At 72.0% G+C, this 24,416-nt stretch carries 24 protein-coding genes and 1 pseudogene; 4 read left to right on the top strand and 21 right to left on the bottom strand.

Features of this window, described 5'->3' with window-relative positions; translation table 11 throughout:
• From LO772_RS22070 to clpS, 8 genes are all read right to left on the bottom strand, one after another.
• Nucleotides 1-747, bottom strand: a complete 747-nt coding sequence (locus LO772_RS22070) for an MBL fold metallo-hydrolase (RefSeq protein WP_231773763.1) — start codon at nucleotides 745-747, stop codon at nucleotides 1-3.
• Nucleotides 744-1,556, bottom strand: a complete 813-nt coding sequence (gene murI / locus LO772_RS22065) for a glutamate racemase (protein WP_231773762.1) — start codon at nucleotides 1,554-1,556, stop codon at nucleotides 744-746. Before murI ends, LO772_RS22070 begins: the two co-directional genes overlap by 4 nt.
• A 294-nt stretch (nucleotides 1,557-1,850) precedes the next feature.
• Nucleotides 1,851-2,801, bottom strand: a complete 951-nt coding sequence (locus LO772_RS22060) for a PLP-dependent cysteine synthase family protein (RefSeq protein ID WP_231773761.1) — start codon at nucleotides 2,799-2,801, stop codon at nucleotides 1,851-1,853.
• Nucleotides 2,801-3,079: a MoaD family protein gene (locus LO772_RS22055; protein ID WP_231773760.1), complete on the bottom strand. Its 279-nt coding sequence runs from the start codon at nucleotides 3,077-3,079 to the stop codon at nucleotides 2,801-2,803. Before LO772_RS22055 ends, LO772_RS22060 begins: the two co-directional genes overlap by 1 nt.
• Before the next feature lie 122 nt (nucleotides 3,080-3,201).
• Nucleotides 3,202-3,312 (bottom strand): putative leader peptide, encoded by a 111-nt coding sequence (locus LO772_RS35910; RefSeq protein WP_331717351.1) that lies wholly within the window; start codon nucleotides 3,310-3,312, stop codon nucleotides 3,202-3,204.
• Nucleotides 3,313-3,458: 146 nt separating this feature from the next.
• Complete coding sequence (locus tag LO772_RS22050; RefSeq protein ID WP_231773759.1) at nucleotides 3,459-3,884, bottom strand: Mov34/MPN/PAD-1 family protein; 426 nt, start codon at nucleotides 3,882-3,884, stop codon at nucleotides 3,459-3,461.
• Nucleotides 3,885-3,954: 70 nt separating this feature from the next.
• Nucleotides 3,955-4,557 carry a DUF2017 domain-containing protein gene (locus tag LO772_RS22045; RefSeq protein WP_231773758.1) on the bottom strand — a complete coding sequence of 201 codons (603 nt, stop codon included), beginning with the start codon at nucleotides 4,555-4,557 and terminating at the stop codon, nucleotides 3,955-3,957.
• 85 nt (nucleotides 4,558-4,642) lie between these two features.
• Nucleotides 4,643-4,933 carry an ATP-dependent Clp protease adapter ClpS gene (gene clpS / locus LO772_RS22040; protein ID WP_231773757.1) on the bottom strand — a complete coding sequence of 97 codons (291 nt, stop codon included), beginning with the start codon at nucleotides 4,931-4,933 and terminating at the stop codon, nucleotides 4,643-4,645.
• A gap of 116 nt (nucleotides 4,934-5,049) precedes the next feature.
• On the opposite strand from clpS, the gene LO772_RS22035 reads away from it, so the two are divergent.
• Both LO772_RS22035 and LO772_RS22030 read left to right on the top strand, forming a co-directional pair.
• On the top strand, nucleotides 5,050-6,390 hold the full coding sequence (locus LO772_RS22035) for a nicotinate phosphoribosyltransferase (RefSeq protein WP_231773756.1): 1,341 nt from the start codon (nucleotides 5,050-5,052) through the stop codon (nucleotides 6,388-6,390).
• Between the two features lie 39 nt (nucleotides 6,391-6,429).
• Complete coding sequence (locus LO772_RS22030) at nucleotides 6,430-7,059, top strand: isochorismatase family protein (RefSeq protein WP_231773755.1); 630 nt, start codon at nucleotides 6,430-6,432, stop codon at nucleotides 7,057-7,059.
• A gap of 115 nt (nucleotides 7,060-7,174) precedes the next feature.
• On the opposite strand, the gene LO772_RS22025 is transcribed toward LO772_RS22030, so the two are convergent.
• From LO772_RS22025 to hppD, 3 genes are all read right to left on the bottom strand, one after another.
• On the bottom strand, nucleotides 7,175-7,807 hold the full coding sequence (locus tag LO772_RS22025; protein ID WP_231773754.1) for an RDD family protein: 633 nt from the start codon (nucleotides 7,805-7,807) through the stop codon (nucleotides 7,175-7,177).
• 76 nt (nucleotides 7,808-7,883) lie between these two features.
• On the bottom strand, nucleotides 7,884-8,735 hold the full coding sequence (locus LO772_RS22020; RefSeq protein WP_231773753.1) for an RDD family protein: 852 nt from the start codon (nucleotides 8,733-8,735) through the stop codon (nucleotides 7,884-7,886).
• A gap of 95 nt (nucleotides 8,736-8,830) precedes the next feature.
• Nucleotides 8,831-9,964, bottom strand: coding sequence for a 4-hydroxyphenylpyruvate dioxygenase (hppD, locus tag LO772_RS22015; RefSeq protein ID WP_231773752.1), 1,134 nt, complete (start codon nucleotides 9,962-9,964; stop codon nucleotides 8,831-8,833).
• A gap of 189 nt (nucleotides 9,965-10,153) precedes the next feature.
• Here hppD and LO772_RS22010 point away from each other — a divergent pair, with 189 nt between their 5' ends.
• Nucleotides 10,154-10,624, top strand: a complete 471-nt coding sequence (locus LO772_RS22010; protein WP_231779670.1) for an Lrp/AsnC family transcriptional regulator — start codon at nucleotides 10,154-10,156, stop codon at nucleotides 10,622-10,624.
• Nucleotides 10,625-10,643: 19 nt separating this feature from the next.
• Here the strand turns inward: LO772_RS22010 and LO772_RS22005 are convergent, their stop codons facing one another.
• The 8 genes and pseudogenes from LO772_RS22005 to LO772_RS21970 form a co-directional block, all read right to left on the bottom strand.
• Nucleotides 10,644-11,414 (bottom strand): S16 family serine protease, encoded by a 771-nt coding sequence (locus tag LO772_RS22005; RefSeq protein ID WP_231773751.1) that lies wholly within the window; start codon nucleotides 11,412-11,414, stop codon nucleotides 10,644-10,646.
• Nucleotides 11,415-11,553: 139 nt separating this feature from the next.
• Nucleotides 11,554-12,198, bottom strand: a pseudogene (locus LO772_RS22000) (IclR family transcriptional regulator); the annotation flags it as partial.
• Between the two features lie 634 nt (nucleotides 12,199-12,832).
• Entirely contained in the window at nucleotides 12,833-14,620 is a 1,788-nt protein-coding gene (locus LO772_RS21995) for a DEAD/DEAH box helicase (protein ID WP_231773749.1), read from the bottom strand.
• 300 nt (nucleotides 14,621-14,920) lie between these two features.
• Nucleotides 14,921-17,128, bottom strand: a complete 2,208-nt coding sequence (locus LO772_RS21990) for a xanthine dehydrogenase family protein molybdopterin-binding subunit (RefSeq protein WP_231773748.1) — start codon at nucleotides 17,126-17,128, stop codon at nucleotides 14,921-14,923.
• A complete protein-coding gene (locus LO772_RS21985) occupies nucleotides 17,125-18,378 on the bottom strand; it encodes a (2Fe-2S)-binding protein (protein ID WP_231773747.1) in 1,254 nt (417 codons plus the stop codon). Before LO772_RS21985 ends, LO772_RS21990 begins: the two co-directional genes overlap by 4 nt.
• Before the next feature lie 4 nt (nucleotides 18,379-18,382).
• Complete coding sequence (locus LO772_RS21980; RefSeq protein ID WP_231779669.1) at nucleotides 18,383-19,198, bottom strand: FAD binding domain-containing protein; 816 nt, start codon at nucleotides 19,196-19,198, stop codon at nucleotides 18,383-18,385.
• A 141-nt stretch (nucleotides 19,199-19,339) separates the two neighbouring features.
• Entirely contained in the window at nucleotides 19,340-19,642 is a 303-nt protein-coding gene (locus LO772_RS21975) for a DUF3039 domain-containing protein (RefSeq protein WP_231773746.1), read from the bottom strand.
• Between the two features lie 179 nt (nucleotides 19,643-19,821).
• A complete protein-coding gene (locus LO772_RS21970; RefSeq protein ID WP_231773745.1) occupies nucleotides 19,822-20,379 on the bottom strand; it encodes a YqgE/AlgH family protein in 558 nt (185 codons plus the stop codon).
• A gap of 241 nt (nucleotides 20,380-20,620) precedes the next feature.
• Between LO772_RS21970 and murA the strand changes: the two genes are divergently transcribed.
• The gene (gene murA / locus LO772_RS21965) at nucleotides 20,621-21,964 is read left to right on the top strand and encodes a UDP-N-acetylglucosamine 1-carboxyvinyltransferase (RefSeq protein WP_231773744.1); all 1,344 of its coding nucleotides are present in this window, start codon (nucleotides 20,621-20,623) and stop codon (nucleotides 21,962-21,964) included.
• A 183-nt stretch (nucleotides 21,965-22,147) separates the two neighbouring features.
• On the opposite strand, the gene LO772_RS21960 is transcribed toward murA, so the two are convergent.
• Together LO772_RS21960 and LO772_RS21955 are read right to left on the bottom strand one after the other, a co-directional pair.
• Complete coding sequence (locus LO772_RS21960; protein WP_231773743.1) at nucleotides 22,148-22,429, bottom strand: HU family DNA-binding protein; 282 nt, start codon at nucleotides 22,427-22,429, stop codon at nucleotides 22,148-22,150.
• A 347-nt stretch (nucleotides 22,430-22,776) separates the two neighbouring features.
• Complete coding sequence (locus LO772_RS21955; RefSeq protein WP_231773742.1) at nucleotides 22,777-24,201, bottom strand: NAD-dependent malic enzyme; 1,425 nt, start codon at nucleotides 24,199-24,201, stop codon at nucleotides 22,777-22,779.
• Nucleotides 24,202-24,416 lie beyond the last annotated feature (215 nt).

The following is a 24,416-nucleotide window of genomic DNA, read 5'->3' as shown; positions in this document are numbered from 1 at the left end:
TCAGAGCTGGTAGGTCGCGCCGGGGCGGGCGAGTTCGGTGGCTCCGGTGAAGGCCTTGCGGGCGTCGGCGAGGTTGCGTTCGGCGTCGGTCCAGGGCGGGATGTGGGTGAGCACGAGCCGCTTGGTGCCGGCTCGTTCGGCGTGTTCGCCGGCTTCCCGTCCGTTGAGGTGGACGTCGGGGTAGGTGTCGCGGCCGTCGAGGAAGGACGCTTCGCACAGCAACAGGTCGGTGTCGCGGGCGAGTTCGACGAGGGTGTCGCTGGCGGCGGTGTCCCCGGAGTACACGAGCGAGGTTCCGTCCGCCTCGATGCGGTACGCGAAGGACTCGACGGGGTGGTTCACGTGCCCGGCGGTGAAGCGCAGGGGGCCGATCTCGAAGACGCCGGGGGTGACGGTGTGGAAGGTGAAGGTCTCCGTCATTCCCGAGTCACCGGATATGTCGTACGCGCGGCCGAGGCGGTGTTCGGTCCCGTGGGGCCCCCACACCGGCAGGCGGGGCAGGCGGCCTTCGGGGTGGTAGTTGCGGTAGACGTAGTAGCCGCACAGGTCGAGGCAGTGGTCGGCGTGCAGGTGGGACAGGACGACCGCGTCGATGGCGCCGAGGTCGGCGTGGTCCTGGAGGGTGCCGAGCGCGCCGTTGCCGAGGTCGAGGAGCACGCGTACGCCGCCGGCTTCGACGAGGTAGCAGGAACAGGGTGCGTGCGGCGCGGGATAGCTGCCGGCGCAGCCGATGACGGTGAGCTTCATACGGGTGCCCCCAGGGCGTCGACGTCGGTGAGCTCCGGACCCAGGAAGCGTCGTCCGATCTCGCGGAACTGGGCGGGGTCGCCGGTGGTCAGGAAGCGGTGCCGCGGCTCGGCCAGGGTGGTGTCGCGCATGAGCGCGTGGGCGGCGAGGACCTTGTAGACGTCCTTGGCGGTTTCCTCGCTGCTGGTGATGAGCGTGACCTTCTCGCCCATGACGTAGCTGATGACACCGGTGAGCAGCGGATAGTGCGTGCAGCCGAGGATGAGCGTGTCGACGTCCGCCTCGATGAGCGGGTCGAGGTATTCGTGGGCGGCCTTGAGGAGTTCGTCGCCGCCGGTGACGCCGGCCTCGACGAATTCGACGAAGCGCGGGCACGCCGACGCGGTGACGGTGATGTGCGGGGCGGCGGCGAAGGCGTCTTCGTAGGCCATCGACTGCTTGGTGGCCGCGGTGCTGATGACGCCGACGCGGTTGTTGCGGGTGGCCGCCGCGGCCCGGCGGGTGGCCGGGTGGATCACCTCGATGACCGGGACGTGGTAGCGCTCGCGCGCGTCGCGGAGCATGGCCGCGCTGGCGCTGTTGCACGCGATGACGAGTGCTTTGACGCCCTGGTCGACGAGCCGGTCGAGGCATTCGAGGGCGTACGCGCGCACTTCGGCGATGGGGCGCGGGCCGTACGGCTGCCGGGCGGTGTCGCCGAGGTAGAGGACCGGCTCGTGGGGCAGTTGGTCGAGCACCGCGCGTGCGACGGTCAGGCCCCCGAATGAGCTGTCGAAGATGCCGATGGGTGCGTCGCCGAGATCTGCCACATAGAGGAGAGTACGTTCCGGCCCGCCGGATCCCCGGCGGGCTCACCCCCGCTGTGTCGGGAATCACCCCCGGGCAGAGCGGAGTGGGTGGCCGCACGAATTAGGGGGGTCGGTGGCCGCACGAATTCAGGGGCGTCGGTGGCCGCGCACATCAAAGGCCCGTCGGTGTGGCCACACGACGACCTGGAGCCAGGGGGCCGCGGCCGATCACGCGACCGGCCGCGGACTGTGGCACCGCGGTGTGTGCGCTTATGCGGTGACGGGATGGGGGTGCGCCACCGCAACCGGGTGGGCTCAGGCCCAGAGCTGGCCCTGCAGTTTCTCGATCGCTTCCTCGGTGGTCGCGGCGGTGTAGATGCCGGTGGAGAGGTACTTCCAGCCGCCGTCGGCGATGATGAACGCGATGTCGGCGGAGTCGCCGGCCTTGACGGCCTTGCGGGCGACGCCGAGGGCGGCGTGCAGCGCGGCGCCGGTGGAGATGCCGGCGAAGATGCCTTCGTGTTCGAGGAGTTCGCGGGTGCGGCGGACGGCGTCGTGGGAGCCGACGGAGTAGCGCGTGGTGAGCACGTCGGCGTCGTACAGCTCGGGGATGAAGCCTTCGTCCAGGTTGCGCAGGCCGTAGACGACGTCGTCGTAGCGGGGTTCGGCGGCGACGATCTGCACACCGGGGACCTTCTCGCGCAGGTAGCGGCCGACGCCCATGAGGGTGCCGGTGGTGCCGAGGCCGGCGACGAAGTGCGTGATGGTGGGCAGGTCTTCGAGGAGTTCGGGGCCGGTTCCGGCGTAGTGCGCGTCCGGGTTGGCGGGGTTGCCGTACTGGTAGAGCATGACCCAGTCGGGGTGCTCGGCGGCGAGTTCCTTGGCGACGCGCACGGCCGTGTTGGAGCCGCCGGCGGCCGGGGAGGAGATGATCTCGGCGCCCCACATGCGCAGCAGTTCGCGGCGTTCCTCGGAGGTGTTCTCCGGCATGACGCACACGATCCGGTAGCCCTTGAGGCGGGCGGCCATCGCGAGGGAGATGCCGGTGTTGCCGCTGGTGGGTTCGAGGATGGTGCGGCCGGGGGTGAGGACGCCGTCGCGTTCGGCGGCCTCGATCATGTGCAGCGCGGGGCGGTCCTTGACCGAGCCGGTGGGATTGCGGTCCTCCAGCTTGGCCCACAGCCGGACGTTCTCGGCCGGGGAGAGGCGCGGCAGGCCGACCAGCGGGGTGCGGCCGACCGCGTCGACGAGCGAGGCGTACCGCATCAGGCGCCGCCGGCCACGGCCGGGAGGATCGTCACGGTGTCGCCGTCGTCGAGGGTCGAGGAGATGCCGTCGATGAAGCGGATGTCCTCGTCGTTGAGGTAGACGTTGACGAAGCGCCGCAGGTCGCCCGACTCGTCGACGAGCCGGTTGCGGATCCCCGCGTGCCGGCTCTCCAGGTCGTCGATCAGCTCGTTGATCGACTTGCCGGTTCCCTCGACGGCCTTCGCGCCGCCGGTGTATTCGCGCAGGATGGTCGGGATGCGGACCTCGATGGCCATGGGGCGCTCCAGGATGCGTGGTACGTGACAGCAGGTCAGGGGGTCGCGCCGGCAGTGGGCCGGGGGCGCGACGGGCCGAGCGGTGGGCGCCGGCCCGCGGTGGCGGGTCGGCGGCGCCCGGGTCAGCCCTGAGGCAGGGCGCGACACAGCGCGCTGGACAGCCGACAGAGATCGACGTGCAGGCGCGCGACCAGCAGCGTGCCCGGGGCGGCGCCCTGGCCCGTGCCGGTCATGTCCATGCCTGCGTAACGCATATCGTCATGCTAGCCATTCCACCTCGGCCGTTCCGACTGAGGATCACATGCTGGAACGCGGCATTTCGTATGCTGAGATATGCCACAGGACGAAGTATGGCGGTTCATGGCAAAGCGGACGCGATTCAGTAGGCGTCGACGAACCGCACTTCTTCCTCGGTGATCGTCTCGTCCACGATGCGGTAGGAGCGGAACTCGTACGGCCCGTCGTCGTTGCCGGTCTCGCGCGTCGACACCAGGACGTAGTGCGCGCCGGGCTCCTTGGCGAGCGACACGTCCGTCCGTGACGGGTAGGCCTCGGTCGCGGTGTGCGAGTGGTAGATGACCACCGGCTCCTCGTCGCGGTCCCACATCTCGTTGTAGAGCCGGATCAGGTCGCTCGAATCGAACTCGTAGAACGTCGGCGAGCGGGCCGCGTTGAGCATCGGGATGAACCGCTCGGGGCGGTCGCTGCCCTCCGGACCCGCCACGACACCGCAGGCCTCGTCCGGGTGGTCCGCGCGGGCGTGCGCCACGATGCGGTCGCGCAGTTCGGTGGTGATGATGAGCATGCGTCGAGGGTACGCACGGGCGCGCCGACGTGTGCGGCCAGGTCGCGCGGACCCTCCGGGGTGCGGGCGGCTACGGGGTGAGCGATTCGACCAGCGACTCCAGCAGCTCGCCCAGCCAGCGGTAGATGACCAGCGTCGTGAAGCGCGGGTCGTCGGGTTCGAGGCTGTCGGCGAAGTCGTCCACGTCCTCCCCGACCCCGAGGTCGGTGCCCAGGGCGAGCCGCAGGTCGTTCAGGGCGCCGAGCCACGCCTGGACGTGCGGGTCCGCGAGGACGATATGGCCGCCTTCCGACGCGGACGCGGCGATGTCGGCGCGCACCGTGCGCGCGTGGTCGCACTTGCGCAGCCGCAGGTCGTTCTCGGTGTAGCGCCGGAACTCCGAGGCGGCGTCGTTGTCGTCGTGGTACGCGTCGGGCAACAGGCGGGCCAGCACGGGGTCCTCGGGTGCGGCCATGCGCTCCGGCGGGGCGTCGCCGTCGTCGAGACCGGACCAGTCGAGCCCGTCGAGCCCCAGTTCACGGGCGAGCGGGTCGCCGCGGTCCGCGTCGTCGGCGGGCTTGGGCTGGACGAGGTCGATCATCCCCCGGCACAGCTCCCCCAGGATCTCCGCGTGCACCGCCTCCAGGACGATCTCGGGACGCCCCTCGCTGCCTCGGACGAAGTGGCCGTTCACTGCTCTCCCGTGGGTCCGTGCGTGCGGTGCCTGTTCCCTGCTCACGTGTTCCCCGCTCACGCGTCGTTCACCGTGCCCACCCGGCTCATTTGTCGCGCTGCAGCGTCGCCCACAGCCCGAACCCGTGCATCGCGTTGACGTCGCGCTCCATCTCCTCGCGGCTGCCGGACGAGACGGCCGCGCGGCCTTTGTTGTGTACGTCGAGCATGAGCCTTTCGGCCTTCTTCTTCGGGTAGCCGAAATAGCTCTGGAAGACGTAGGTCACGTACGACATGAGGTTGATCGGGTCGTTCCACACGACGCAGACCCACGGGGTGTCGGGCAGGGCTTCCTCGTCCGACTCCGGCTTCTCGACCTCGATGGGCGCGACACTCATGCGTGCCATGCTCCCATCAGGCCGGGCCCCGCCGCGAACCTGCCTCGCGGCCGGGAGAGGCAAATCACCCGCGATTAATCGTCACTCTGACGAGTAGTGGTGCTATCCTCGCTCGTATGAACGCAATAGGGACACCGGCCGCCGCCGCGGGCACCGCCCTGCCGGCCGAGAGCACGGCCCTGCTGACCGACCACTACGAACTGACGATGCTCGAGGCGGCGCTGCGCAGCGGCGCCGCGCACCGGCGGTCGGTCTTCGAGGTGTTCGCCCGCCGTCTGCCGGAAGGCCGCCGGTACGGCGTGATCGCCGGTGTCGGCCGGCTCCTGGACGCGATCGAGGCCTTCCGCTTCGACAACGCGACGCTGCGCTTCCTCGCCGAGGCCGATGTGGTCGGGCCGCGCACGCTGGACTGGCTGGCCGATTACCGCTTCCGGGGGAACGTGCACGGCTACCCGGAGGGCGAGTGCTGGTTCCCGGGGTCCCCGATCGTCGTCGTCGAGGGCACGTTCGCCGAGGCGGTGCTGCTGGAGACGCTGATCCTGTCGATCCTCAACCACGACTGCGCCGTCGCCGCGGCGGCGTCCCGGATGACGTCGGCCGCGGCCGGGCGGCCCTGCCTGGAGATGGGGTCGCGGCGCACGCACGAGCAGGCCGCGGTGGCCGCCGCCCGCGCGGCGTATGTCGCCGGCTTCGCCGGAACCTCCAACCTGCGGGCGGGCCAGGCGTACGGCATCCCGACGGCGGGGACGAGCGCGCACGCGTTCACGCTGCTGCACGACGGCGAGCGCGACGCCTTCGAGGCGCAGATCACCGCGCTCGGCCGGGGCACGACGCTGCTGGTGGACACGTACGACGTCGCCGAGGCGGTCCGGACGGCGGTCGAGCTGGCCGGGCGCGAACTGGGCGCGGTACGGCTGGACTCCGGCGATCTGCTGCTGCTGGCCCACCGGGTGCGGCGGCAGCTGGACGAGCTGGGCGCGGACAAGACGCGCATCGTGGTGACCAGCGACCTCGACGAGTACGCGATCGCGGCGCTGCGTGCGGCCCCGGTGGACACGTACGGCGTCGGGACGCAACTGGTCACCGGCAGCGGCCACCCGACCGCGTCGCTGGTCTACAAGCTGGTCGCCCGGGCGGAGTCCGACGCGCCGGACGCGCCGCTGGTCTCCGTCGCGAAAAGATCCCCCGGCAAGCCCAGCCACGGTGGCCGCAAGACCGCGCTGCGGGTGTACGACGCCGAGGGGGTCGCGGAGGCGGAGGTGGTGCGCACGGCGCCCGGAGCCGGTGGGCCGGATCGGCGCGAGCTGCTGGTCCCGCTGATCCTCGGCGGCGAGGCGGTCGGCCGCGAGCCGCTGGCCGACGCCCGGCGGCGGCACGAGCGGGCGCGCGCCGAGCTGCCGTTGTCCGCGACTCAGTTGTCCCGCGGTGAGCCGGTGTTGCCGACCGTCTACGAATGACCCCACAACCGACCGGGAGTTCCCGGGAAGGGAGGCACCATGACACGGGCATTGATCGTCGTGGATGTCCAGAACGATTTCTGTGAGGGCGGGAGCCTCGCGGTCGCCGGCGGCGCGGACGTCGCCGCGGCGGTGCGCGGCCTGGTCGCGGCCAATCCCGCCGACGAGCCGCCGGACCCGGTGCACGTGTCCGCCGACACGCCCGCGTACGCGCACGTCGTGGCGACACGCGACCACCACGTCGACCCGGGCGGGCACTTCTCGCCCGAGCCGGACTACGTCGCGTCGTGGCCCGAGCACTGCGTCGCGGGCACCCCGGGTGCGGACTTCCACCCGGGCTTCGCCCCCGCCGAGGCCGCGGGGGAGATCGACGAGGTGTTCCGCAAGGGCGCCCACGCGGCGGCGTACAGCGGTTTCGAGGGCACGGCGCCCGACGGCACGACGCTGGCCGCGTGGCTGCGCGACCACGGGGTGACCGGCGTCGACGTGGTGGGGATCGCGACGGACCACTGCGTGAAGGCGACGGCGCTGGACGCGGTGCGCGAGGGGTTCGCGACGCGCGTGCTGCTGTCGCTCACGGCGGGTGTGGCGGCCGATACGACGCGGCGGGCGCTGGACGAAATGCGCGGCGCGGGCGTGGAGTTGGTCGGCGAGCCGGTCGTGGCGTGAGTGCGGCGGGACGGGAGCGGTCGTCGGGTTCCCGTCCGGCACCGTCCGGCCGCGACACGCGGGCGTCGCGGCCCGGGGCCGCTCCGGGCCGGTACCGGAAGTCCGACGATGAGCCCTACAGGGCGATGACGGTGGTGTGCGCCGCCTTGTCGTGCAGGCACTGCTGCCACGGGCGGTCCCACACGTGCCACACCACGTTGACGACCCAGAAGACGAATCCGACGCACGGCACGGCGAGCGGCAGCGCGAAGACGGCCGCGCGGGTCCAGGCCGGGGGGCCCTGCACCGGTCCGCCGTCCGCGACGCGCACGACACGGATGCGGGTGGCCATCTTGCCGAGCGTCTGGCCGTTGTTGTTCAGCATGAGGCCTTCGTAGAAGAAGTAGACGACGGCGGCGACCGCGCCCGCGGCGGCCTCCTTGCCGAAGCCGACGTCGTCGGGATCGGATCCGATGAACGCGAAGCCGATCGCGCAGCTGAACGCGAGGTAGACCAGCAGGTCGACGATCCGCGCGAGGAACCGTTTGCCGCTGCCGGCGAGCGTGGGGCCGTAGCCGGGGCCGGGGCCGCTTTCGAGGCCTCCGGGCGGGGGCGGCATCGGCCCGTAGGGAGGCTGCCCGTACGGCCGATCGCCGTACGAGGGCCCGCCGGCCCCGGGGGGCGGGCCGTACGACGGTTCTCCCGGCGGGTCCTGACCGGGTGGTTCCTTCCGGAAAGGGTCGTGGTCCGGCGGTTCGCTGCTGGTCATGGGCGCCAGTAAAGACGACCGATTTAGGCCTTTCGGCTAATCGTCCGTTCGAGGGCAAGCCGTGTGGCGGCGGGTGTCAGCGCTCGGTGCCGACGAACGTGTTCGCGGCCAGGTCGTGCCAGCCCTGGCGCCACGGCAGGTCGAACGCACCGCGCACGACCCCGATCAGCCCGACCACCAGCAGCCCGGGCAGGCCGAGGACGAGCCAGCGCCGCACGGCCTGGCCCAGCTCCGGCGTCTTGTGGCTGCCGACGTCGACGACGCGCAGTCCGAACAGGGTCTTGCCGACCGAACGGCCGCGCAGCCAAGTGGGGATCACCTCGTACACGAACATCGCGGCGAGGACGGCGGCGAGGACGTACACGGCGGCCAGCGTCGTCGTGCCGTCGATGAGCCACACGGTCTCGGTGCGGCCCTCGTAGCGGACGCGCTCCATCTTGTCGCGCAGGTGGTCGAGCGCGGACGGGACGGTGGCGAAGGCGACGCCGACGCCGACCGCGAGCGGGACGATCAGGTCGGTGAGCCGGGCGAGGAACCGGCGCGGCAGCGGCGCGGGGGGCAGACGCCGCACCCCGGAGGCCTCCTGGCGCGGCGACGGGATGAACACCTCCGGACCTCGGCCGCGACCGCCCTTGCCCCGGCCGCGGCCTCGCGCACGGCTCTGCGCGCGGGTCCCCGGGGTCGCGGCCTCCGGTGCCCCCTCCGCCCCCTCCGCGTCGGCCTCCGCGGCGTCGACCTGGTCGAGCGGCACGGATTCGGCGGCGAGCACCTCGCCCTGGATGATGCGCCCTTGCGCGTCCTCGAACTCCGCGCCCGGGCGCCGTGATTCGGGGTCCCAGGCGGCTCCGTCCCAGTAGCAGACATGGTCGGGCAGTTCCGGGTCCGGATACCAGCCCGCCGCGGGTATCGAGTCGTGGGGCGACGCCATGGACGTGAATCTTGCCGTACGCCGCGGCGCCCCGCACGGGTCGGGGGGCGCGGAACGCCCGTGCGGGAGCCGCGGCGTGGCCCGATTCGGGCGTCTCAGAGGTTGCCTCGGCGGGCCTGTTCGCGCTCGATGGCCTCGAACAGGGCCTTGAAGTTGCCGAGGCCGAAGCCCTGCGAGCCGTGCCGTTCGATGATCTCGAAGAAGACCGTGGGGCGGTCCTGCACCGGCTTGGTGAAGATCTGGAGCAGGTAGCCGTCTTCGTCGCGGTCGGCGAGGATCCTCAGCTCGCGCAGCGTGTCCACCGGCACGCGGGTCTCGCCGATCCACGAGCCCAGCGCGTCGTAGTAGGTGTCGGGTGTGGCGAGGAACTCGACTCCGGCGTCGCGCATCGCGCGCACGGTGGCGACGATGTCGTCGGTGGCCAGCGCGATGTGCTGCACGCCGGGGCCGCGGTAGAACTCCAGGTACTCGTCGATCTGCGACTTCTTCCTGGCCGGCGCGGGCTCGTTGATCGGGAACTTGACCTTGCGGGTGCCGTCCGCCACGACCTTCGACATCAGTGCCGAGTACTCGGTGGCGATGTCGTCGCCGACGAATTCGCGCATGTTCGTGAAGCCCATGACGCGCCGGTAGAACTCGACCCAGTCGTTCATCCGGCCGAGTTCCACGTTGCCGACGCAGTGGTCGATGCCGGTGACCCACGGTGTCGCGGGCGCGGGGGCGAGGGGCTCGCGCGCGGCGTATCCGGGCAGGTAGGGGCCCGCGTAGTCGTGCCGGTCGACGAACGAGTGGCGGGTCACGCCGTACGTGGCGATCGCGGAGCGGACGACGGTGCCCCGGTCGTCGCGCAGCTCGACGGGCTCCTCGACGCCGGTCGCGCCGTGCCCGGCGGCGAAGGCGTACGCGGCCCGGGCGTCCGGGACCGTGATCGCGAGGTCGATCACGCCGTCGCCGTGCTCGGCCACATGGCGGGCCAGGTCAGTGTCGGGCCGCAGCGGGCCGGTGACGACGAAGCGGGCCTCGCCGGACTCCAGGACGTACGAGGCGCTGTCGCGGTTGCCGGTTTCCGGGCCGGAGTAGGCGACGCAGCGGAAGCCGAACGCGGTGGAGTACCAGTGCGCGGCCTGCCGGGCGTTGCCGACGGCGAAGACGACCGCGTCCATGCCGAGGACGGGGAAGGGCTCGCGTGCGGTGTTCCCGGCTTCGGCGCGGTGCAGCATCTCGGTCATGTCGGCTCCCGGGTTCGGTCGCGTGTGGGCCGCCGTCGGCGGTGGGCCGTGGTGGGGCCCGCGGCTCATCTCCGAGACTCGCCCGGCCGGACAGACTGCGCAACAGGTGCGATCTTGACCGGGCAATCTGTACAGTCTTCTGCCGGACCAAGCGGTTGATCTGTACAGCATGACCAGATGGGGAGCAGCGTGGCGGTGGACCGGCTGGACGCGGCGTTGATCAGGTTGCTCGACGCGGAGCCGAGGCTGGGCGTCCTGGAGTGCTCGCGGCGCCTCGGCGTCGCGCGCGGCACGGTGCAGGCGCGCCTGGACCGGTTGCACGCGCGCGGCGTCGTCCGAGGGTTCGGGCCGCACCTGGATCCCGCGGCGCTGGGCTACGCGGTGACGGCGTTCGCGACGCTGGAGATCCGGCAGGGGCGCGGCGGGGACGTACGCGCGCATCTGGCGGCGATCCCGGAGGTGCTGGAGCTGCACACGATCACCGGGCACGGCGACATGTTGTGCCGGTTGGTCGCGCGGTCGAACGCGGATCTGCAGCGGGTGATCGACCGCGTGGTCGGGTTCGCGGGCATCGAGCGCGCCTCGACGGCGATCGCGCTGGAGAACCCGGTGCCGTACCGGGTGCTGCCGCTGGTGGACTCCGCGGTCGCCGGCGAGTGAGGCGTCCGGGCGGGCCCGGTCAGCAGGAGGGGACCTTGCCGCCGCTCTGGAGCGCGGACAGGGCGTCGATGGCGCCGGTGAGCGTGTCGACGGGGACGAGGCGCAGGCCGCCGGGGGCCGCCTTCTCCGCCTTGCCGCACTCGTCCTTGGGGAGCAGGAACACCGTCGCGCCGTCGCGCTTGGCGGCCTTCGTCTTCATCTCGACGCCGCCGACCGGGCCGACCTTGCCGTCCATGTCGATCGTGCCCGTGCCCGCGACGATCCGGCCGCCGGTGAGGTTGGTGTCGCCGAGTTGGTCGACGATGCCGAGAGAGAACATCAGCCCGGCGCTGGGGCCGCCGACGTTGGCCAGGTTGAGCTGCACCTTGACCTGGTTCGGGTCGAGGTTGAGGTGACGCAGCGCGGCGATCGAGGCGTTGTCCTGGGACTCGACCATCGCCTGGGTGTTCTCCTCGGTGATCTCCCGCGTCGACTTGCCCGCGGGATACACCGACGACTTGGGCACGGCCGCCTCGTCCGAGTCCCACCAGGCCTCGAAGAGGTCGGTCAGGTACACCTTTTCGTCCGGGTTCACGGCCCGGATGGTGACCACGAGGAGCTTGCCCTCGGTCGGCCGCGGTGTCGCCCCGTCGATGCGGATGACGGGGACCCCGGCGCTGTCCGTCCCCAGCGCGTCCGTGGTCTCCCCCGGCGTGATCGTCGTGAACGGCAGCGGCACGGCGAACGCGAAGACGCCGAGGATCACGACCAGCAGCAGGGAGACGGCGATGTTGCGCTTGGAACGGGCCACGCAGGAATTAAATCAGCGCGCCGACTCCGCCGACCGGGCGACCGGGCCGCCGCCCGTCCCGTCACACGGCCGGGACCGCGCCCGCGGCGCCTTCCGCGTCGAGGGGTTCGCGCGGGGACGGCACCGCCGCGCCCCCGCCGAGGGTTTCGGCGAGTTCGAGCGCCGCCTCCGCGACGCGTGGTCCGAAGCGCTCGCCGTCCAGTTCGCTGAAGGACAGCACGCCGACGCTGGCCTCGACACCGGCCAGGGCCGGGACGGCGGCGGCGATACCGGGCGCCGAGCGGTGTCCGTCGCCGGGGACGTGGACGTACGGGACGTCCGGGTCGAGCCCGGCGCGGGCCCGGCGCGCGGTGACGATGGCGAGCCCGGCGGCGCCCTGTTCGAGCGGGTGCCGCGAACCGACCCGGTAGGCCACGTGGTAGTCGGTCCAGGTCGGCTCCGCGACCGCGACCGCGAGGGCGTCCAGGCCGTCGACGATGGTCAGGTGCGCGGTGGCCCCGGTCTCCTCGGCGAGCCGGCGCAGGCACGGCACGGCCGCGTCGCGCACCAACGGGTGGGCGCGGCGGGCGAGTTGGAGCGTGCCCAGGCCCAGACGCGTACGGCCGCCGGTGTCGCGGCGTATCAGGCTGTGCTGTTCGAGGGTGGCCAGGATGCGGTACACGACGGTGCGGTTGACGCCGAGTGCCGCCGAGATCTCGGGCACGGTGAGCCCGTCGGGGGCGTCGGCCAGTTGTTCGAGGACCTTGAGCCCTCGGTCCAGGGTCTGTGATGTCTCCGCGGCCACGAGAAGCCTCCATTGCGCGCGTGCTCTGCACCCCCGGGGTGACGAAGTCCCCGGGAGTCCCCACCGGCGCGACGCCGGGCGTGCCTGTGGCGGACGCCGGGTCGCGATGCTGCTGCGCGGCACCAGGTCTTGGTGTCGGTCGCGCGGTCAACTCGTCGGTCTCGCCCACCCGGGAGGTGGGCGGTGTCGCCGCGGTACCGGGCTGTCGTGTTCGGCGGCCACCGGCTCCGCTGCGGTGTTCCGGCGGCCACCCACTCCGCTGTGTCCACCGCCAGGCGATGTCAGACACGGTAATTCGGGGTCACGCCGCAGGTAAGCGAGTTTCCGGAATGTGGACGGAATCTCAGGTGATCCCCAGGATGAGACCGCAATAAAGTCGGTCATATGCCGCTTTTCTCAATGACTTCCGGCCCGCGGGTGCGGACGTTGATCTCATGATGCGGACGCCCGACCGTCCGCATGGCGTGCTTACCGTCCGGTAACCGGAGCCGCCCGCGCGGGTTGACGCGCGGAGACCGGCGACGGCCGGCGCACGGCACGCGCGGGCTCGCGATCGACCGCAGGTCTTCCACCCAGGGAACCGATCAGCAGGAAATCGTCGCGCATTCCCCCGCAAAGTCGCGAGAAAATCCGGTCACCGGCTGCCCGAGGTGGCCCACTGCTGCAACTTCGTGATCCGGTCCTGGATCTGCCCCGCCGAGGCCTGCGCGATCGGCGGGCCGCCGCAGACCCGGCGCAGCTCGTTGTGGATGACCCCGTGCGGCTGGCCGCTGCGGTGGTGCCACGCCGCGACCAGGGTGTTCAACTCCTTGCGCAGCCCCGACAGCTGACGGTGCGTCACCACCGGGCGCTGAGCCGCGGGCTTCTCCGAGAGGTCGGCCTCCTCGTCCGGCTTCCTGCGGCTGCGCGCGAGCTGCCGCGCCTGGCGGTTCTGCAGCAGCATCTGCACCTGGTCGGGTTCGAGGAGCCCCGGGATCCCCAGGTACTCCTCTTCCTCGTCGCTCCCGCTGTGCGCCTGCAGCCCGAACTCGGCGCCGTCGTACAGCACCCGGTCGAAGCGGGCCTCGCTCTCCAGCGCCTCGAAGGCGAACTGCTCCAGTTCCCCGGGCGTGTCCTTCTCGGCGTTGGCGTCGGCCAGCAGGGCGTCCTCCTCGTCGTGGAGGCCCTGCTCGCCCTTCTTCTCCCGGTCGAGCACGTGGTCGCGCTCGACCTCCATCTCGTTCGCGTGCTGGAGCAGCGTCGGCACCGACGGAAGGAACACCGAGGCGACCTCGCCGCGGCGCCGGGCCCGGACGAAACGGCCGACGGCCTGCGCGAAGAACAGCGGCGTCGAGATCGTCGTCGCGAACACCCCGACGATCAGCCGAGGCACGTCGACGCCTTCCGAGACCATGCGGACCGCGACCATCCAGCGCTCGTCGCCCTCGGCGAACTCCTCGATCTTGTGCGAGGCGCCCGTGTCGTCGGACAGCACCACCGTGGCGCGGTGCCCGGTGATCTCGCGGATCATCTTGGCGTACGCCCGCGCGGACTCGTGGTCCGTCGCGATGACCAGCGCCCCCGCGTCCGGGACCGCCTTGCGCACCTCCGTCAGCCGCTTGTCGGCGGCCCGCAGCACCTGCTGTATCCACGCGCCGCGGTGATCGAGGGCGGTACGCCACGCCTGGTTGATCGCGTCCTTGGTCATCGGCTCGCCGAGGCTCGCCGCGACCTCGTCCCCGGCCTTCGTGCGCCAGCGCATCTCGCCGGAGTAGGACATGAAGATGACCGGACGCACGACGTGGTCGGCGAGCGCGTGGCCGTAGCCGTAGGTGTAGTCGGCCGCGCTGCGCCGAACACCGTCCGAGCCCTCGACGTACGACACGAACGGGATCGGGTTGGTGTCGGACCGGAACGGCGTGCCGGTGAGCGCGAGGCGCCGCGCGGCCGGCTCGAACGCCTCGAAGACCGCGTCACCCCACGACTTGCTGTCGCCGGCGTGGTGGATCTCGTCGAGGATGACCAGCGTCTTGCGGTTCTCGACGCGGCGCCGGTGCAGCATCGGGTGGACGCCGACACCCGCGTACGTCACGGCGACGCCGTGGTACTCGCGGTTCGCGGGCCCCGACGAGCCCGAGTAGTTCGGATCGATCCGGATCCCTATCCGGGCCGCCGCCTCCGCCCACTGCTTCTTCAGGTGCTCGGTCGGCGCGACGATGGTGAGCTGCTGCACGACGCGGCGGTGCAACAGCTCCGACGCGATCCGCAGCGCGAACGTCGTCTTGCCCGCGCCCGGCGTCGCCACCGCGAGGAAGTCGCGCGGCTCGCGCGCCAGATACTCGTCGAGAGCGCCCTGTTGCCAGGCACGCAACTTGCCGGCGGTCCCCCAGGGCGCGCGGGCGGGGAACGCGGGGGACAGATGAGACGCGGCTGAAGTAGTCACTGCGGAAGAAGCGCTCCGGGTCGCACGGTGGCTCGGACGAGGTCGTGGCGGTCATGCGGGAGCCTCCGGCGCGTGGGCCGCATGGCTTCCCGGCGACGAACGGGAACGGCTCAGGCTACCCGAGCCGCGGAACCGCCCCGGCCGGCGACGCCGCCGATACGCCCGGGCAATTGACGGCTGTTCATGACTTTTCGGGCACGCGCCGGGCGATCCGGCGCGTGATTCCTCGAACACCTTCTCGAAGAGTTCACGGACGCCCGACCGAGGCCGGGCACCCGGCCGTCGCGCCCGGCCGCCCGCTCACGCCCGGAGGCCGGGCCGCCGCATCGCGACCGCCCTCGGCTTGAGGGGAAGACTCGGCAGCTCCAGGCCGGTGGCATCGCGGGCCGCGGCGGCGATGGCGGCGGGGACGGGGGTGAGGGCGGCGTCGGAGAGGCCCTTGGCACCCAGCGGGCTCCCCGGATCCGGTTCCTCGTGCCACAGCGCGACCCGGACCGGCGGAACGTCGAGCGAGGTCGGCTGCGCCCACGCGGTGGGTCCGTGGAGGCGGGCCGCGGGCAGGTCCTCGGTGAGGGCCAGGCCGATTCCGAGGGTGACCGCGCCCTCGACGCGCGCGAGGGCCTGCGTGCGGTCCAGGACGCGGCCCGCGTCGTACGCGCCGGTGACGTCGACGACATGGACCGCGCCGGTGTCGGGGTCGACGTCCACGACGACGCGGTACGCGGCGAACGCGACCGCCGGATAGGCGTCGCCCTGCCCCGCGTCGTCCAACGGCTCGGTGTGCCGCGCGCGGCACGCCCCGGCGGTGGCCGCGACCTCGATGCCCTCGGTGATGAGCGACGCGGGCAGGTCGACGAGACCGTCGTAGGAGACGATGCGGCCGTCGCGCACCTCCAGCAGCGCGGCGGTCATGCCGTACTGCGCGGCCACGGGCGCGAGAAGCCGGGCGCGGATGTCTCGCGCGGCCTCGTCGACCGCGCCCGCGGTGAGCATCGTGTGCCGGCCGACGCCGGGTGGCCCCGCACTGGGCAGCGCGGTTCCGGCGGGCAGCACGATGGCGTCCGGGACGCCGAGCGCGTCGTGGACGATCCGCCGGACCAGGTAGGTGAATCCCTGGCCGACCTCGACCGCCGCACAGGTGACGGTCACCACGCCGTGGTCGAGGCGTACGGTGGCGGCGGCGGAGTCGTCGGCGCCCTCGATGCCGAGCAACGGGACCAGCCCGAGCGCGTATCCGGTGCCGCGGCGCAGGCCCGGCACGGACTCCGCGTCGGGTGCCGGGGCTTCGGCCACGGCCCGCAGCAACTCCCCCGCCGGGGTGGGCCCTTCCAGGACCTGACCGGTCGTCAGCATGGTGCCCTGGCTGAGCGCGTTCCGCAGCCTCAGCTCGACAGGGTCCATGCCCAACGCGGCGGCCAGCTTGTCCATTTGGGCCTCGTAGGCGAAGCACACCTGGGTCACGCCCGGTCCGCGCATCGTCCCCGCGGGCGGGTTGTTGGTGCGCACGGCCCACACGTCGACGACCGCGTGCGGCACCATGTACGGGCCCGTCGCGCATCCCGCGAGCCGGCCGACGACTTCGGGCGACGTGGTCGCGTACGCCCCGCCGTCCAGCACGATCTGCGCCTCGACCGCGAGCAACCGGCCGTTGCTGTCCGCCCGGTGGGTGTACTTCAGGCGCGTCGCGTGCCGGTGGCCGCCCAGGCTGATCGCGTCGGCGCGGTCCACGACGCTTTTGACGGGGCGTCCGGTACGCGACGCGAGCCACGCGACGACGGCGAGGAGCCCGACGTCCTCCCGCATGCCGGTCGAACCGCCCACACCCGTCGGCATGATGCGCAGCGCGCCCGGCGCCAGGCCGATGCACTGCGCGACCTGGTCCCGGTCGGAGTGCGGCCACTGGGTCGACGCGTGCAGTTCGATGCCGCCGTCGGCGCACGGCAGGGCGAGAACGGCGTCGGTCGCGGGGTTGGCCTGGTCCTGGGCCTCGATGTCGTACAGGCCCTCGACGACGACCTCGTCGATCGGCGAGCCGTCCGGGCGCGCCTGGACCGGACGGCCGTGCCGCAGCGCGACGTTCCGGAAGACGTTGCCGTCGGGATGCAACGAAGGCCCGGAGAACGCCTGTTCGGGGTCGAGGCTCGCCTCCAGCGGCTCGTACTCGACGTGCAGGGCCTCGGCCGCGAGCCGGGCCGCGTGCGGCGATTCGGCGGCGACCGCGGCGACGGCCTCGCCCGCGAACCGCACGACGTCCGCGGCGAGGACGGGGAAGTCCGCGACCACCGTGCCGTGGTAGGCGTCCGGAGGCAGGTCGGCCGCCGTGACGACGGCGTGCACGCCGGGGACCGCGTAGGCGGCCGACGCGTCGATGCCCCGCACGCGCGCGTGCGGGTGCGGCGAGCGCACGAGCACGCACCACAGCATGCCCGGCGCCCACAGGTCGGCGGTGTAGGAGAACCGGCCCTGGGCCTTGGCGACGGCGTCGGGGCGTTCGACGGTCGCGGTCATGCGGGCGGCTCCGGGGCGTCGGCGGGCTCGAAGAGGGACGCCGCGGGCTCGGTGGCCTGGCCGGCGGCGACCGCGCAGACCGCGGCCACCATGCGGTTGGGTCCGACGCAGCGGCAGGGGTGGCCGGCCAGCGCGCGGCGGATCGTCGCCTCGTCGGCCCCCGGAAGCCGGGCGAGCAGCGCGTGCGCGCTCATCACGATGCCGGGTACGCAGAAGCCGCACTGCACCGCGCCGTGCTCGATCAGCGCCTGCCGGATCGCCGCGGCCGGCCCGCCTTGCGCGGACACGCCCTCGATCGTGGTGACGGCGCGTTCGCCGACGGTCGCCGCGGGCACCAGGCACGCGACCGCCGGGGCGCCGTCCACGAGGACCGTGCACGTGCCGCAAACCCCCTGCCCGCAACCGTCCTTCGCCCCGGGCAGGCCCAGTCGCTCCCGCAGGACCTGGAGCAGGTTCTCCCCGAGCCACGCCCGATCGACCACCTGCGTCGTGCCGTTGACCTTGATCGTGTACGAAACCACCGGGCCGCCGGGCGCGTCGCTCACCGGGAACGCGTGCCGCACGGGCGGCAGCGGCGGGGGCTCGGACACGGGCGCGAGGGACGCGGGCCCGGTCGACGAGGGAGGCGGGGGCACCGCACCGGATCCGGAGGCGTCCAACGACGCGAACTCGGGTGCGAGAGACGGAATTCCGGCCGCCTCGACGGCCGGTGCGACGCCGACGGCCGCGTGGTCGATCGGCGGCGCAGACGACGGGAGAGACCCGGCCGCCCCTTCCGTTCCGGTCCCGAACTCCGGTGCGGCGAAAGACGCTTCCGAGACGGGGTAGCCGACGTCCGCCACCGGCGCGGGAGCGACGGCGGGCCGCGGCACCGGGAACCCGAAGCCGGATGTCGCCGCGATCTCCGACCCCGCGCCGGGGTCGTAGGGGTCGTACGCGCCGTATGTGTCATGCGTGCCGTGAGCGTCGTGAGTGTCGTACGTGCCGTACGTGTCGTAGCCGCCCCCCGGCGCGGGGTACGCGGTCCCGTGGCCCGTCGGGTGGGTCTGGGGGTGGATACCGTCGAAGGGCACCGGCAGCGGCACCGCCGGGCCGGTGGGATCCACGGCCGGCGCACCGAACGCGAGGTCGGACGCGAGATCGGCCGATTCACCGGAGCCGGGAGTCGGCGGCACGGTCATCGGCGCCCGCCCGAACGCGCCGCACACGCCCGCGGCCCCCGTCGCCGGGACACCGTCTCCCGCCCGCATCGCCTCATCCCGCGAAAGCCCTTTCCGCCGCACGCCTCGCCAGTGCCGCGACCACGCGCGCCTCGTACGCCCGCGTCGACCGCGACCCCTCGCCGGGGGACAACTCCTCGGCGACCAGCGCGCCGAAGTGGGCGGGGGCCTCCGGATCGACGAGGCGCCCGGTGCCGAAGTCCACCCGGTCGGCCAGCCAGCGTTCCGCTCCGGGCGTCCGCTCCGCCCCCGGACGCACGCCGCCGACCGCGCAGCGTACGCCCCGGGCCGCCGGGTCCGCGACCAAGGCCAGCGTCGCGTGGAAACCCGCCGCCGTGCGGGCCTTCAGGAACTCCTGCGGGCCGTGCAGCACCGGCAGCCGGACTCCGGTGATCAACTCGCCGGGCAGCAGCCGCGCCGCCGGAGCGGCGTCGCACAGGAACTCACGGACGCCGCCCGGTGACAGCACCGAGACGGTGGCCTCCAAGGCGGCGAGGACGGGCACCGCGTCCGCCTCACGGGTCCGCGCGACGAGGTTGCCGCCGAGGGTGCCCATCATGCGGATCTGCGGGGTGCCGACCTGCCGTGCCGCGGTCGCCAGCGCCGGTACGAGAGCCGCCAGGTCCGGCCCCGCGAGCCGCGCCCAGGTGACCCCGGCACCGATCAGCAGGCGGCGGCCTTCGTACTGCCACTGCCGCAGCTCGGCGAGCCCGGACAGGCCGACGAGCGCGCGGGGGCGCAGCAGCCCGGCATTGACGCGCGGCATCAGGTCGGTGCCGCCTGCCACCGGGAGTACGGCAGGCCCACGGGCCAACGCGTGCACGGCCTCGTCGAGCGAATGCGGCAGCATGATCGCTTCGTTCACAGCGGGACAACGCTACTGTGCCGAACGCATGTGTGGGGCACGGACCCGTGAGACGGTGCCGCTCGACGCGGCTCACCCCGCGGTGCGCGGGGAGGCGGCGGCCCGTATGCCCGCCGGATCAGGCGGTTACTTGTCGCCGCCCTTGTCGCCGCCCTTGTCGCCCCCGCCGGCGCCCATGGTCTCGTAGATCTCCTTGCACATCGGGCACACCGGATATTTCTTGGGGTCGCGCCCGGGCACCCAGACCTTGCCGCACAAGGCGATCACCGGAGTGCCGGACATGGCACTCTCCATGATCTTGTCCTTTTGCACATAGTGCGCGAAGCGCTCGTGGTCGCCGTCGCCGTGCGAGACCTGCGGGGTCTCCTCGATCAGCGTCCCCGTACCTGTCCCGCGCTCGGGCTCGGGGTAGTCCTGCGGAGTACTCATCCCACGATTCTATGCGCGGGCCGCACACCGCCGAGCCCGTACCGCAGCACCCCGCGGAGTCGGTGGCCGCCATCGAGCAGAGCGTCGGTGGCCGCCATCAAGCACGAGCGTCGGTGGCGCCATCAAGCACGAGCGTCGGTGACCGCCGCACCCCCGCCCCGCCCGAGCCCGCACCGGCCTCAGTTGAGCGTCGGGTCCTCGGGATACGTCGCGACCATCGCCAGCTCCCCCCGCTGCCGCCGCAGCACCGCGCGCCACAGCCGCTCCGGCTCCGGGCTGAACGCGTCGCCCGGCTCGGAGTCGACGACGTACCACGCGCCGTCGGTCAGCTCGCCCTCCAACTGGCCCGGGCCCCATCCCGAGTAGCCCGCGAAGACCCGCATCGCCCCGAACTCGGCCGCGACCAGCTCCGGCGGCGCGTCCAGATCCACCAGGCCCAGCGCCCCGAACACCCGCCGCCAACCCACCGGTTCGCCGCCGCCCGGCACCGAGGCGATCGCCAGCGCCGAGTCCATCGACACCGGCCCGCCCTGGAACACCACCGCCGGTGCCGCGACCGCCTTCGCCCAGCCGTCCAGCACGTCGTCGACGTCGACCGGCGTGGGCCGGTTGAGGACGACGCCGTGCGCGCCCTCCTCGTCGTGGTCGAGAACGAGCACCACGCACCTGTCGAAGTTGGGATCCGTGAGCGCGGGGGTCGCCACGAGGAGCCGTCCGGTGAGCGAGGCCTCGGTCATGCGCCCATGATCCTGCATGGCCGCGACGCTGTCCGGACCACCACCGGATCCGGCGCCGCGACGCCCGGCAACCGGACGGTTCACCCGTGGCCCCGGCCGGTTGGTACACCCGGCGCACGCACCTGGCCCATTCGGCATCCCGTTCCCCTCCGAGCGGCCGACAATGCGCGTTCCGGGCCGCCGAGCGCGTACCGTTGTTCGCTGTTGCCGAACGCCCTTCCCCTCCAGGAACGCGAGAGACATGCAAGACGACGTGTTGTTCGTTCACGGTGGTTCCCCGCTCGAGGGCGAGATCCGCGTCAAGGGCGCCAAGAACCTGGTGCCCAAGGCGATGGTCGCGGCCCTGCTCGGCCAGGAACCCAGCCGCCTGCGCAACGTGCCGGGCATCAGCGACGTGCACATTGTGCGCGGACTTCTGCAACTCCACGGTGTCGCCGTGTACGAGGGCGACGAGGCCGACGAGTTGGTCATGGACCCCTCGTCCGTCGAGTTGGCCAACGTCGCCGACATCGACGCGCACGCCGGGTCGAGCCGGATTCCGATCCTGCTGTGCGGCCCCCTGCTGCACCGCATCGGGCGCGCGTTCATTCCCGACCTGGGCGGCTGCCGCATCGGCGACCGCCCGATCGACTTCCACCTCAACGTGCTGCGCGAGTTCGGCGCGACGGTCGACAAGCGGCCCGAGGGGCTGTTCCTGGAGGCCCCGAACGGACTGCACGGCGCGAAGATCGAACTGCCGTACCCCAGTGTCGGCACCACGGAGCAGGTCCTGCTGACCGCGGTGCGCGCCGAAGGCACCACCGAATTGCGCAACGCGGCGGTGGAGCCGGAGATCATAGACCTCATCTGCGTGCTCCAGAAGATGGGCGCGATCATCTCGGTGGCGACCGACCGCGTGATCAGGATCACCGGCGTCGAACGCCTCGGCGGCTACACGCACCGGGCCCTGCCCGACCGCCTGGAGGGCGCGTCGTGGGCGTGTGCGGCGCTCGCGACGCAGGGCGACGTGTTCGTGCGCGGCGCGCGGCAGCTCGACATGATGACGTTCCTGAACGTCTTCCGGCAGGTCGGCGGGGCCTTCCAGGTCGAGGACGACGGCATCCGCTTCTGGCACCCCGGTGGGCGGCTGCGCGCGATCGCGCTGGAGACCGACGTGCACCCCGGTTTCCAGACCGACTGGCAGCAGCCTCTGGTGGTCGCGCTGACGCAGGCGTCGGGGCTGTCGATCGTGCACGAGACGGTGTACGAGAGCCGGCTCGGCTTCACGTCGGCGCTCAACCAGATGGGTGCGACGATCCAGCTCTACAGCGAGTGCCTGGGCGGGACGCCGTGCCGGTTCGGCCAGCGCAACTTCCAGCACTCCGCGGTGATCTCGGGCCCGGCCAAGCTGTACGGCGCCGACCTGGTGATCCCCGACCTGCGCGGCGGATTCTCGTACCTCATCGCGGCGTTGGCCGCCGAGGGCACCTCGCGGGTCCACGGCATCGACCTGATCAACCGGGGGTACGAGGGCTTCCACGCCAAGTTGGACGCTCTCGGCGCCCGCGTCGAACTCCCGCAGCCGGTCAAGGAAGGCGTCGCCTGACGCGGCCGGTTCCGTGTGCTCGAAGGGCGGTTCCCCGGTCGGGGAACCGCCCTTCGCATGTGTGGTGTCCGTTCCGAACACGCCCGGGATTGACGGCAGTCGGCTCGAAGGAGTCAGCTCGCGCGTCGGCTTGGGATCATTCTCCGACCAGGATCATTACCCGCACCAGGCCGTGTCGCTCGGTCACTTGCCCTTCGCGGCTTCCTTGAGCTTCGAGCCCGCGGAGACCTTCACGCTGTAACCCGCCGGGATCTCGATGGGGTCGCCGGTCTGCGGGTTGCGCGCGGTGCGCGCCGAGCGGTGCGTCCGCTCGAAGCTGAGGAATCCGGGGATGGTGATCTTCTCGTCGCCCTTGCTGACGATCTCCCCGACGACCTCCGCGAAGGCGTTCAGCACGGCGTCGGCGTCCTTGCGCGTGACGTCGGCACGCTCCGCGAGGGCGGCCACCAGCTCACTGCGGTTCATGTGTCTCTCCCGTGGTCTTTCCAACTCGCTGTTCTTGCCCCGGGGACGAATCCTGCACGTATCCGGGCCCGGAACCTAATCAGGGACACGCCGAATCACGCAGAAAAGCCCGCGATTTGGCGGTTCGCGGCAGATTACGTGCCCGGCCAGGGCCTGCGCGCACCCGCCACACCCCGACCATACGGCCACGATCACTCATCACCGTCACACCACCCCGGCGGATGTGCGACACCAACTGAGCGGGGGGCTTCCGAAAGCCGACCGCGAACTTCCGTGGCCGCACCGAAGCGCGGAACCCGGCGGCGCGAAACGCCGGGCTCCGCACACCAATACATGTGACGGTACGACTACCGCCCGCCCTGACGGTCCGCCAGACTCCCGTCCCGCTCGGCGAGAACGGCATCGCGCACCGCCGCCGCGACGACGTTCGACACCTCCGGGTGGAACACACTCGGCACGATGTAGCTTTCGTTCAGCTCGTCGTCGGTCACCACCGACGCGAGCGCGCGTGCCGCCGCGAGGAGCATGTCCGTCGTGATGCTGCGGCTCTGCGCGTCGACCAGGCCGCGGAACACCCCGGGGAAAACCAGGACGTTGTTGATCTGGTTGGGGAAGTCGCTGCGCCCGGAGGCGACCACCGCGGCGTGCTCCTGCGCGACCGCCGGATAGATCTCCGGCTCGGGGTTCGCCAGCGCGAACACGATCGCCCCGTCGGCCATGCGCGCCACGTCGTCGCCGTCGATGACGTTCGGCGCCGAGACACCGATGAACACGTCGGCGCCGACCACGGCCTCCTTCAGACTCCCGGTCAGGCGCTCGGAGTTGGTGTGCTCGGCGATCCAGCGCAGGTCGTTGCCGAGATCGTCGCGGCCGTCGTGCACGACGCCGTGCACATCCGCGACCACGACGTGCGCGAGACCCGCGGCCAGCAGCAGTTTGAGAATGGCCGTACCCGCCGCGCCCGCACCGGACATCACGACCCGGACGTCCTCGATCTTCTTCCCGACGACGCGGAGCGCGTTGGTCAGCGCGGCGAGGACGACGATCGCGGTGCCGTGCTGGTCGTCGTGGAACACCGGGATGTCGAGGGACTCGCGCAGCCGCCGCTCGATCTCGAAGCAGCGCGGCGCGGAGATGTCCTCCAGGTTGATGCCGGCGAAGCCCGGGGCCATCATCTGCACGGCCCGCACGATCTCGTCGGGGTCCTGCGTGTCCAGGCAGATCGGCCACGCGTCGATCCCCGCGAAGCGCTTGAACAGCGCCGCCTTGCCCTCCATGACCGGCAGCGCGGCCTTCGGACCGATGTTGCCGAGCCCGAGCACCGCGGACCCGTCGGTGACCACCGCGACCGTGTTGCGCTTGATCGTCAGGCGGCGTGCGTCGTCGGGGTTCTCGGCGATCGCGAGGCACACGCGGGCGACTCCCGGCGTGTAGACCATCGACAGGTCGTCGCGATTGCGGATCGGGTGCTTCGCCTGCATCTCGATCTTGCCGCCGAGGTGCATGAGGAACGTGCGGTCCGAAACCTTGCCGAGGGATACGCCCTCGATCGAACGCAGCGCCTCGACCAGCGACTCCGCGTGATCGGTCGACGACGCCGCGATGGTCACGTCGACGCGGAGTCTGTCGTGCCCGGACGCGGTGACGTCCAGGCCGGTCACCGAACCACCCGCCGACTCCACGGTGTTGGTGAGCCGGCTGACGGACAGCCCCCCGGCGGGGACTTCCAGGCGGGCGGTGATCGAGTACGAAGCGCTCGGCGCTGCGGGCATGAAGCTGTCTCCTCGGCGAGTTCCGGTGCCATGGCGCGGCACCGGGGACGATCGTCTCACCTCGCCGAGGCGAGCGACGACCACCGATGTCCCGGACGCCGCCGTCTCGTTCCGCGGTCGGATGAACACACCGCGCGCACCCCGGAAATCCGATCCGCTTCCTTCTTCCGCTCACCGCCCGTTCGGTTACTCTGTTCATGGCACCGGCTCGATCC

This window comes from Yinghuangia sp. ASG 101, from assembly GCF_021165735.1.
Lineage (GTDB): Bacteria > Actinomycetota > Actinomycetes > Streptomycetales > Streptomycetaceae > Yinghuangia.
Note: the sequence above shows the minus strand (reverse complement) of the source record. Positions and strands in the feature narration are given on the sequence as shown.

Bases quoted from the DNA above. Each gene is read 5' to 3' on its own strand.
- LO772_RS22070 (WP_231773763.1), bottom strand. From the start codon at position 747: ATGAAGCTCACCGTCATCGGCTGCGCCGGCAGCTATCCCGCGCCGCAC.
- LO772_RS22060 (WP_231773761.1), bottom strand. From the start codon at position 2,801: ATGCGGTACGCCTCGCTCGTCGACGCGGTCGGCCGCACCCCGCTGGTC.
- LO772_RS22055 (WP_231773760.1), bottom strand. From the start codon at position 3,079: ATGGCCATCGAGGTCCGCATCCCGACCATCCTGCGCGAATACACCGGC.
- LO772_RS35910 (WP_331717351.1), bottom strand. From the start codon at position 3,312: ATGACCGGCACGGGCCAGGGCGCCGCCCCGGGCACGCTGCTGGTCGCG.
- LO772_RS22050 (WP_231773759.1), bottom strand. From the start codon at position 3,884: ATGCTCATCATCACCACCGAACTGCGCGACCGCATCGTGGCGCACGCC.
- clpS (WP_231773757.1), bottom strand. From the start codon at position 4,933: ATGAGTGTCGCGCCCATCGAGGTCGAGAAGCCGGAGTCGGACGAGGAA.
- LO772_RS22035 (WP_231773756.1), top strand. From the start codon at position 5,050: ATGAACGCAATAGGGACACCGGCCGCCGCCGCGGGCACCGCCCTGCCG.
- LO772_RS22030 (WP_231773755.1), top strand. From the start codon at position 6,430: ATGACACGGGCATTGATCGTCGTGGATGTCCAGAACGATTTCTGTGAG.
- LO772_RS22025 (WP_231773754.1), bottom strand. From the start codon at position 7,807: ATGACCAGCAGCGAACCGCCGGACCACGACCCTTTCCGGAAGGAACCA.
- LO772_RS22020 (WP_231773753.1), bottom strand. From the start codon at position 8,735: ATGGCGTCGCCCCACGACTCGATACCCGCGGCGGGCTGGTATCCGGAC.
- hppD (WP_231773752.1), bottom strand. From the start codon at position 9,964: ATGACCGAGATGCTGCACCGCGCCGAAGCCGGGAACACCGCACGCGAG.
- LO772_RS21990 (WP_231773748.1), bottom strand. From the start codon at position 17,128: ATGACCGCGACCGTCGAACGCCCCGACGCCGTCGCCAAGGCCCAGGGC.
- LO772_RS21985 (WP_231773747.1), bottom strand. From the start codon at position 18,378: ATGCGGGCGGGAGACGGTGTCCCGGCGACGGGGGCCGCGGGCGTGTGC.
- LO772_RS21980 (WP_231779669.1), bottom strand. From the start codon at position 19,198: ATGCTGCCGCATTCGCTCGACGAGGCCGTGCACGCGTTGGCCCGTGGG.
- LO772_RS21975 (WP_231773746.1), bottom strand. From the start codon at position 19,642: ATGAGTACTCCGCAGGACTACCCCGAGCCCGAGCGCGGGACAGGTACG.
- LO772_RS21970 (WP_231773745.1), bottom strand. From the start codon at position 20,379: ATGACCGAGGCCTCGCTCACCGGACGGCTCCTCGTGGCGACCCCCGCG.
- murA (WP_231773744.1), top strand. From the start codon at position 20,621: ATGCAAGACGACGTGTTGTTCGTTCACGGTGGTTCCCCGCTCGAGGGC.
- LO772_RS21960 (WP_231773743.1), bottom strand. From the start codon at position 22,429: ATGAACCGCAGTGAGCTGGTGGCCGCCCTCGCGGAGCGTGCCGACGTC.
- LO772_RS21955 (WP_231773742.1), bottom strand. From the start codon at position 24,201: ATGCCCGCAGCGCCGAGCGCTTCGTACTCGATCACCGCCCGCCTGGAA.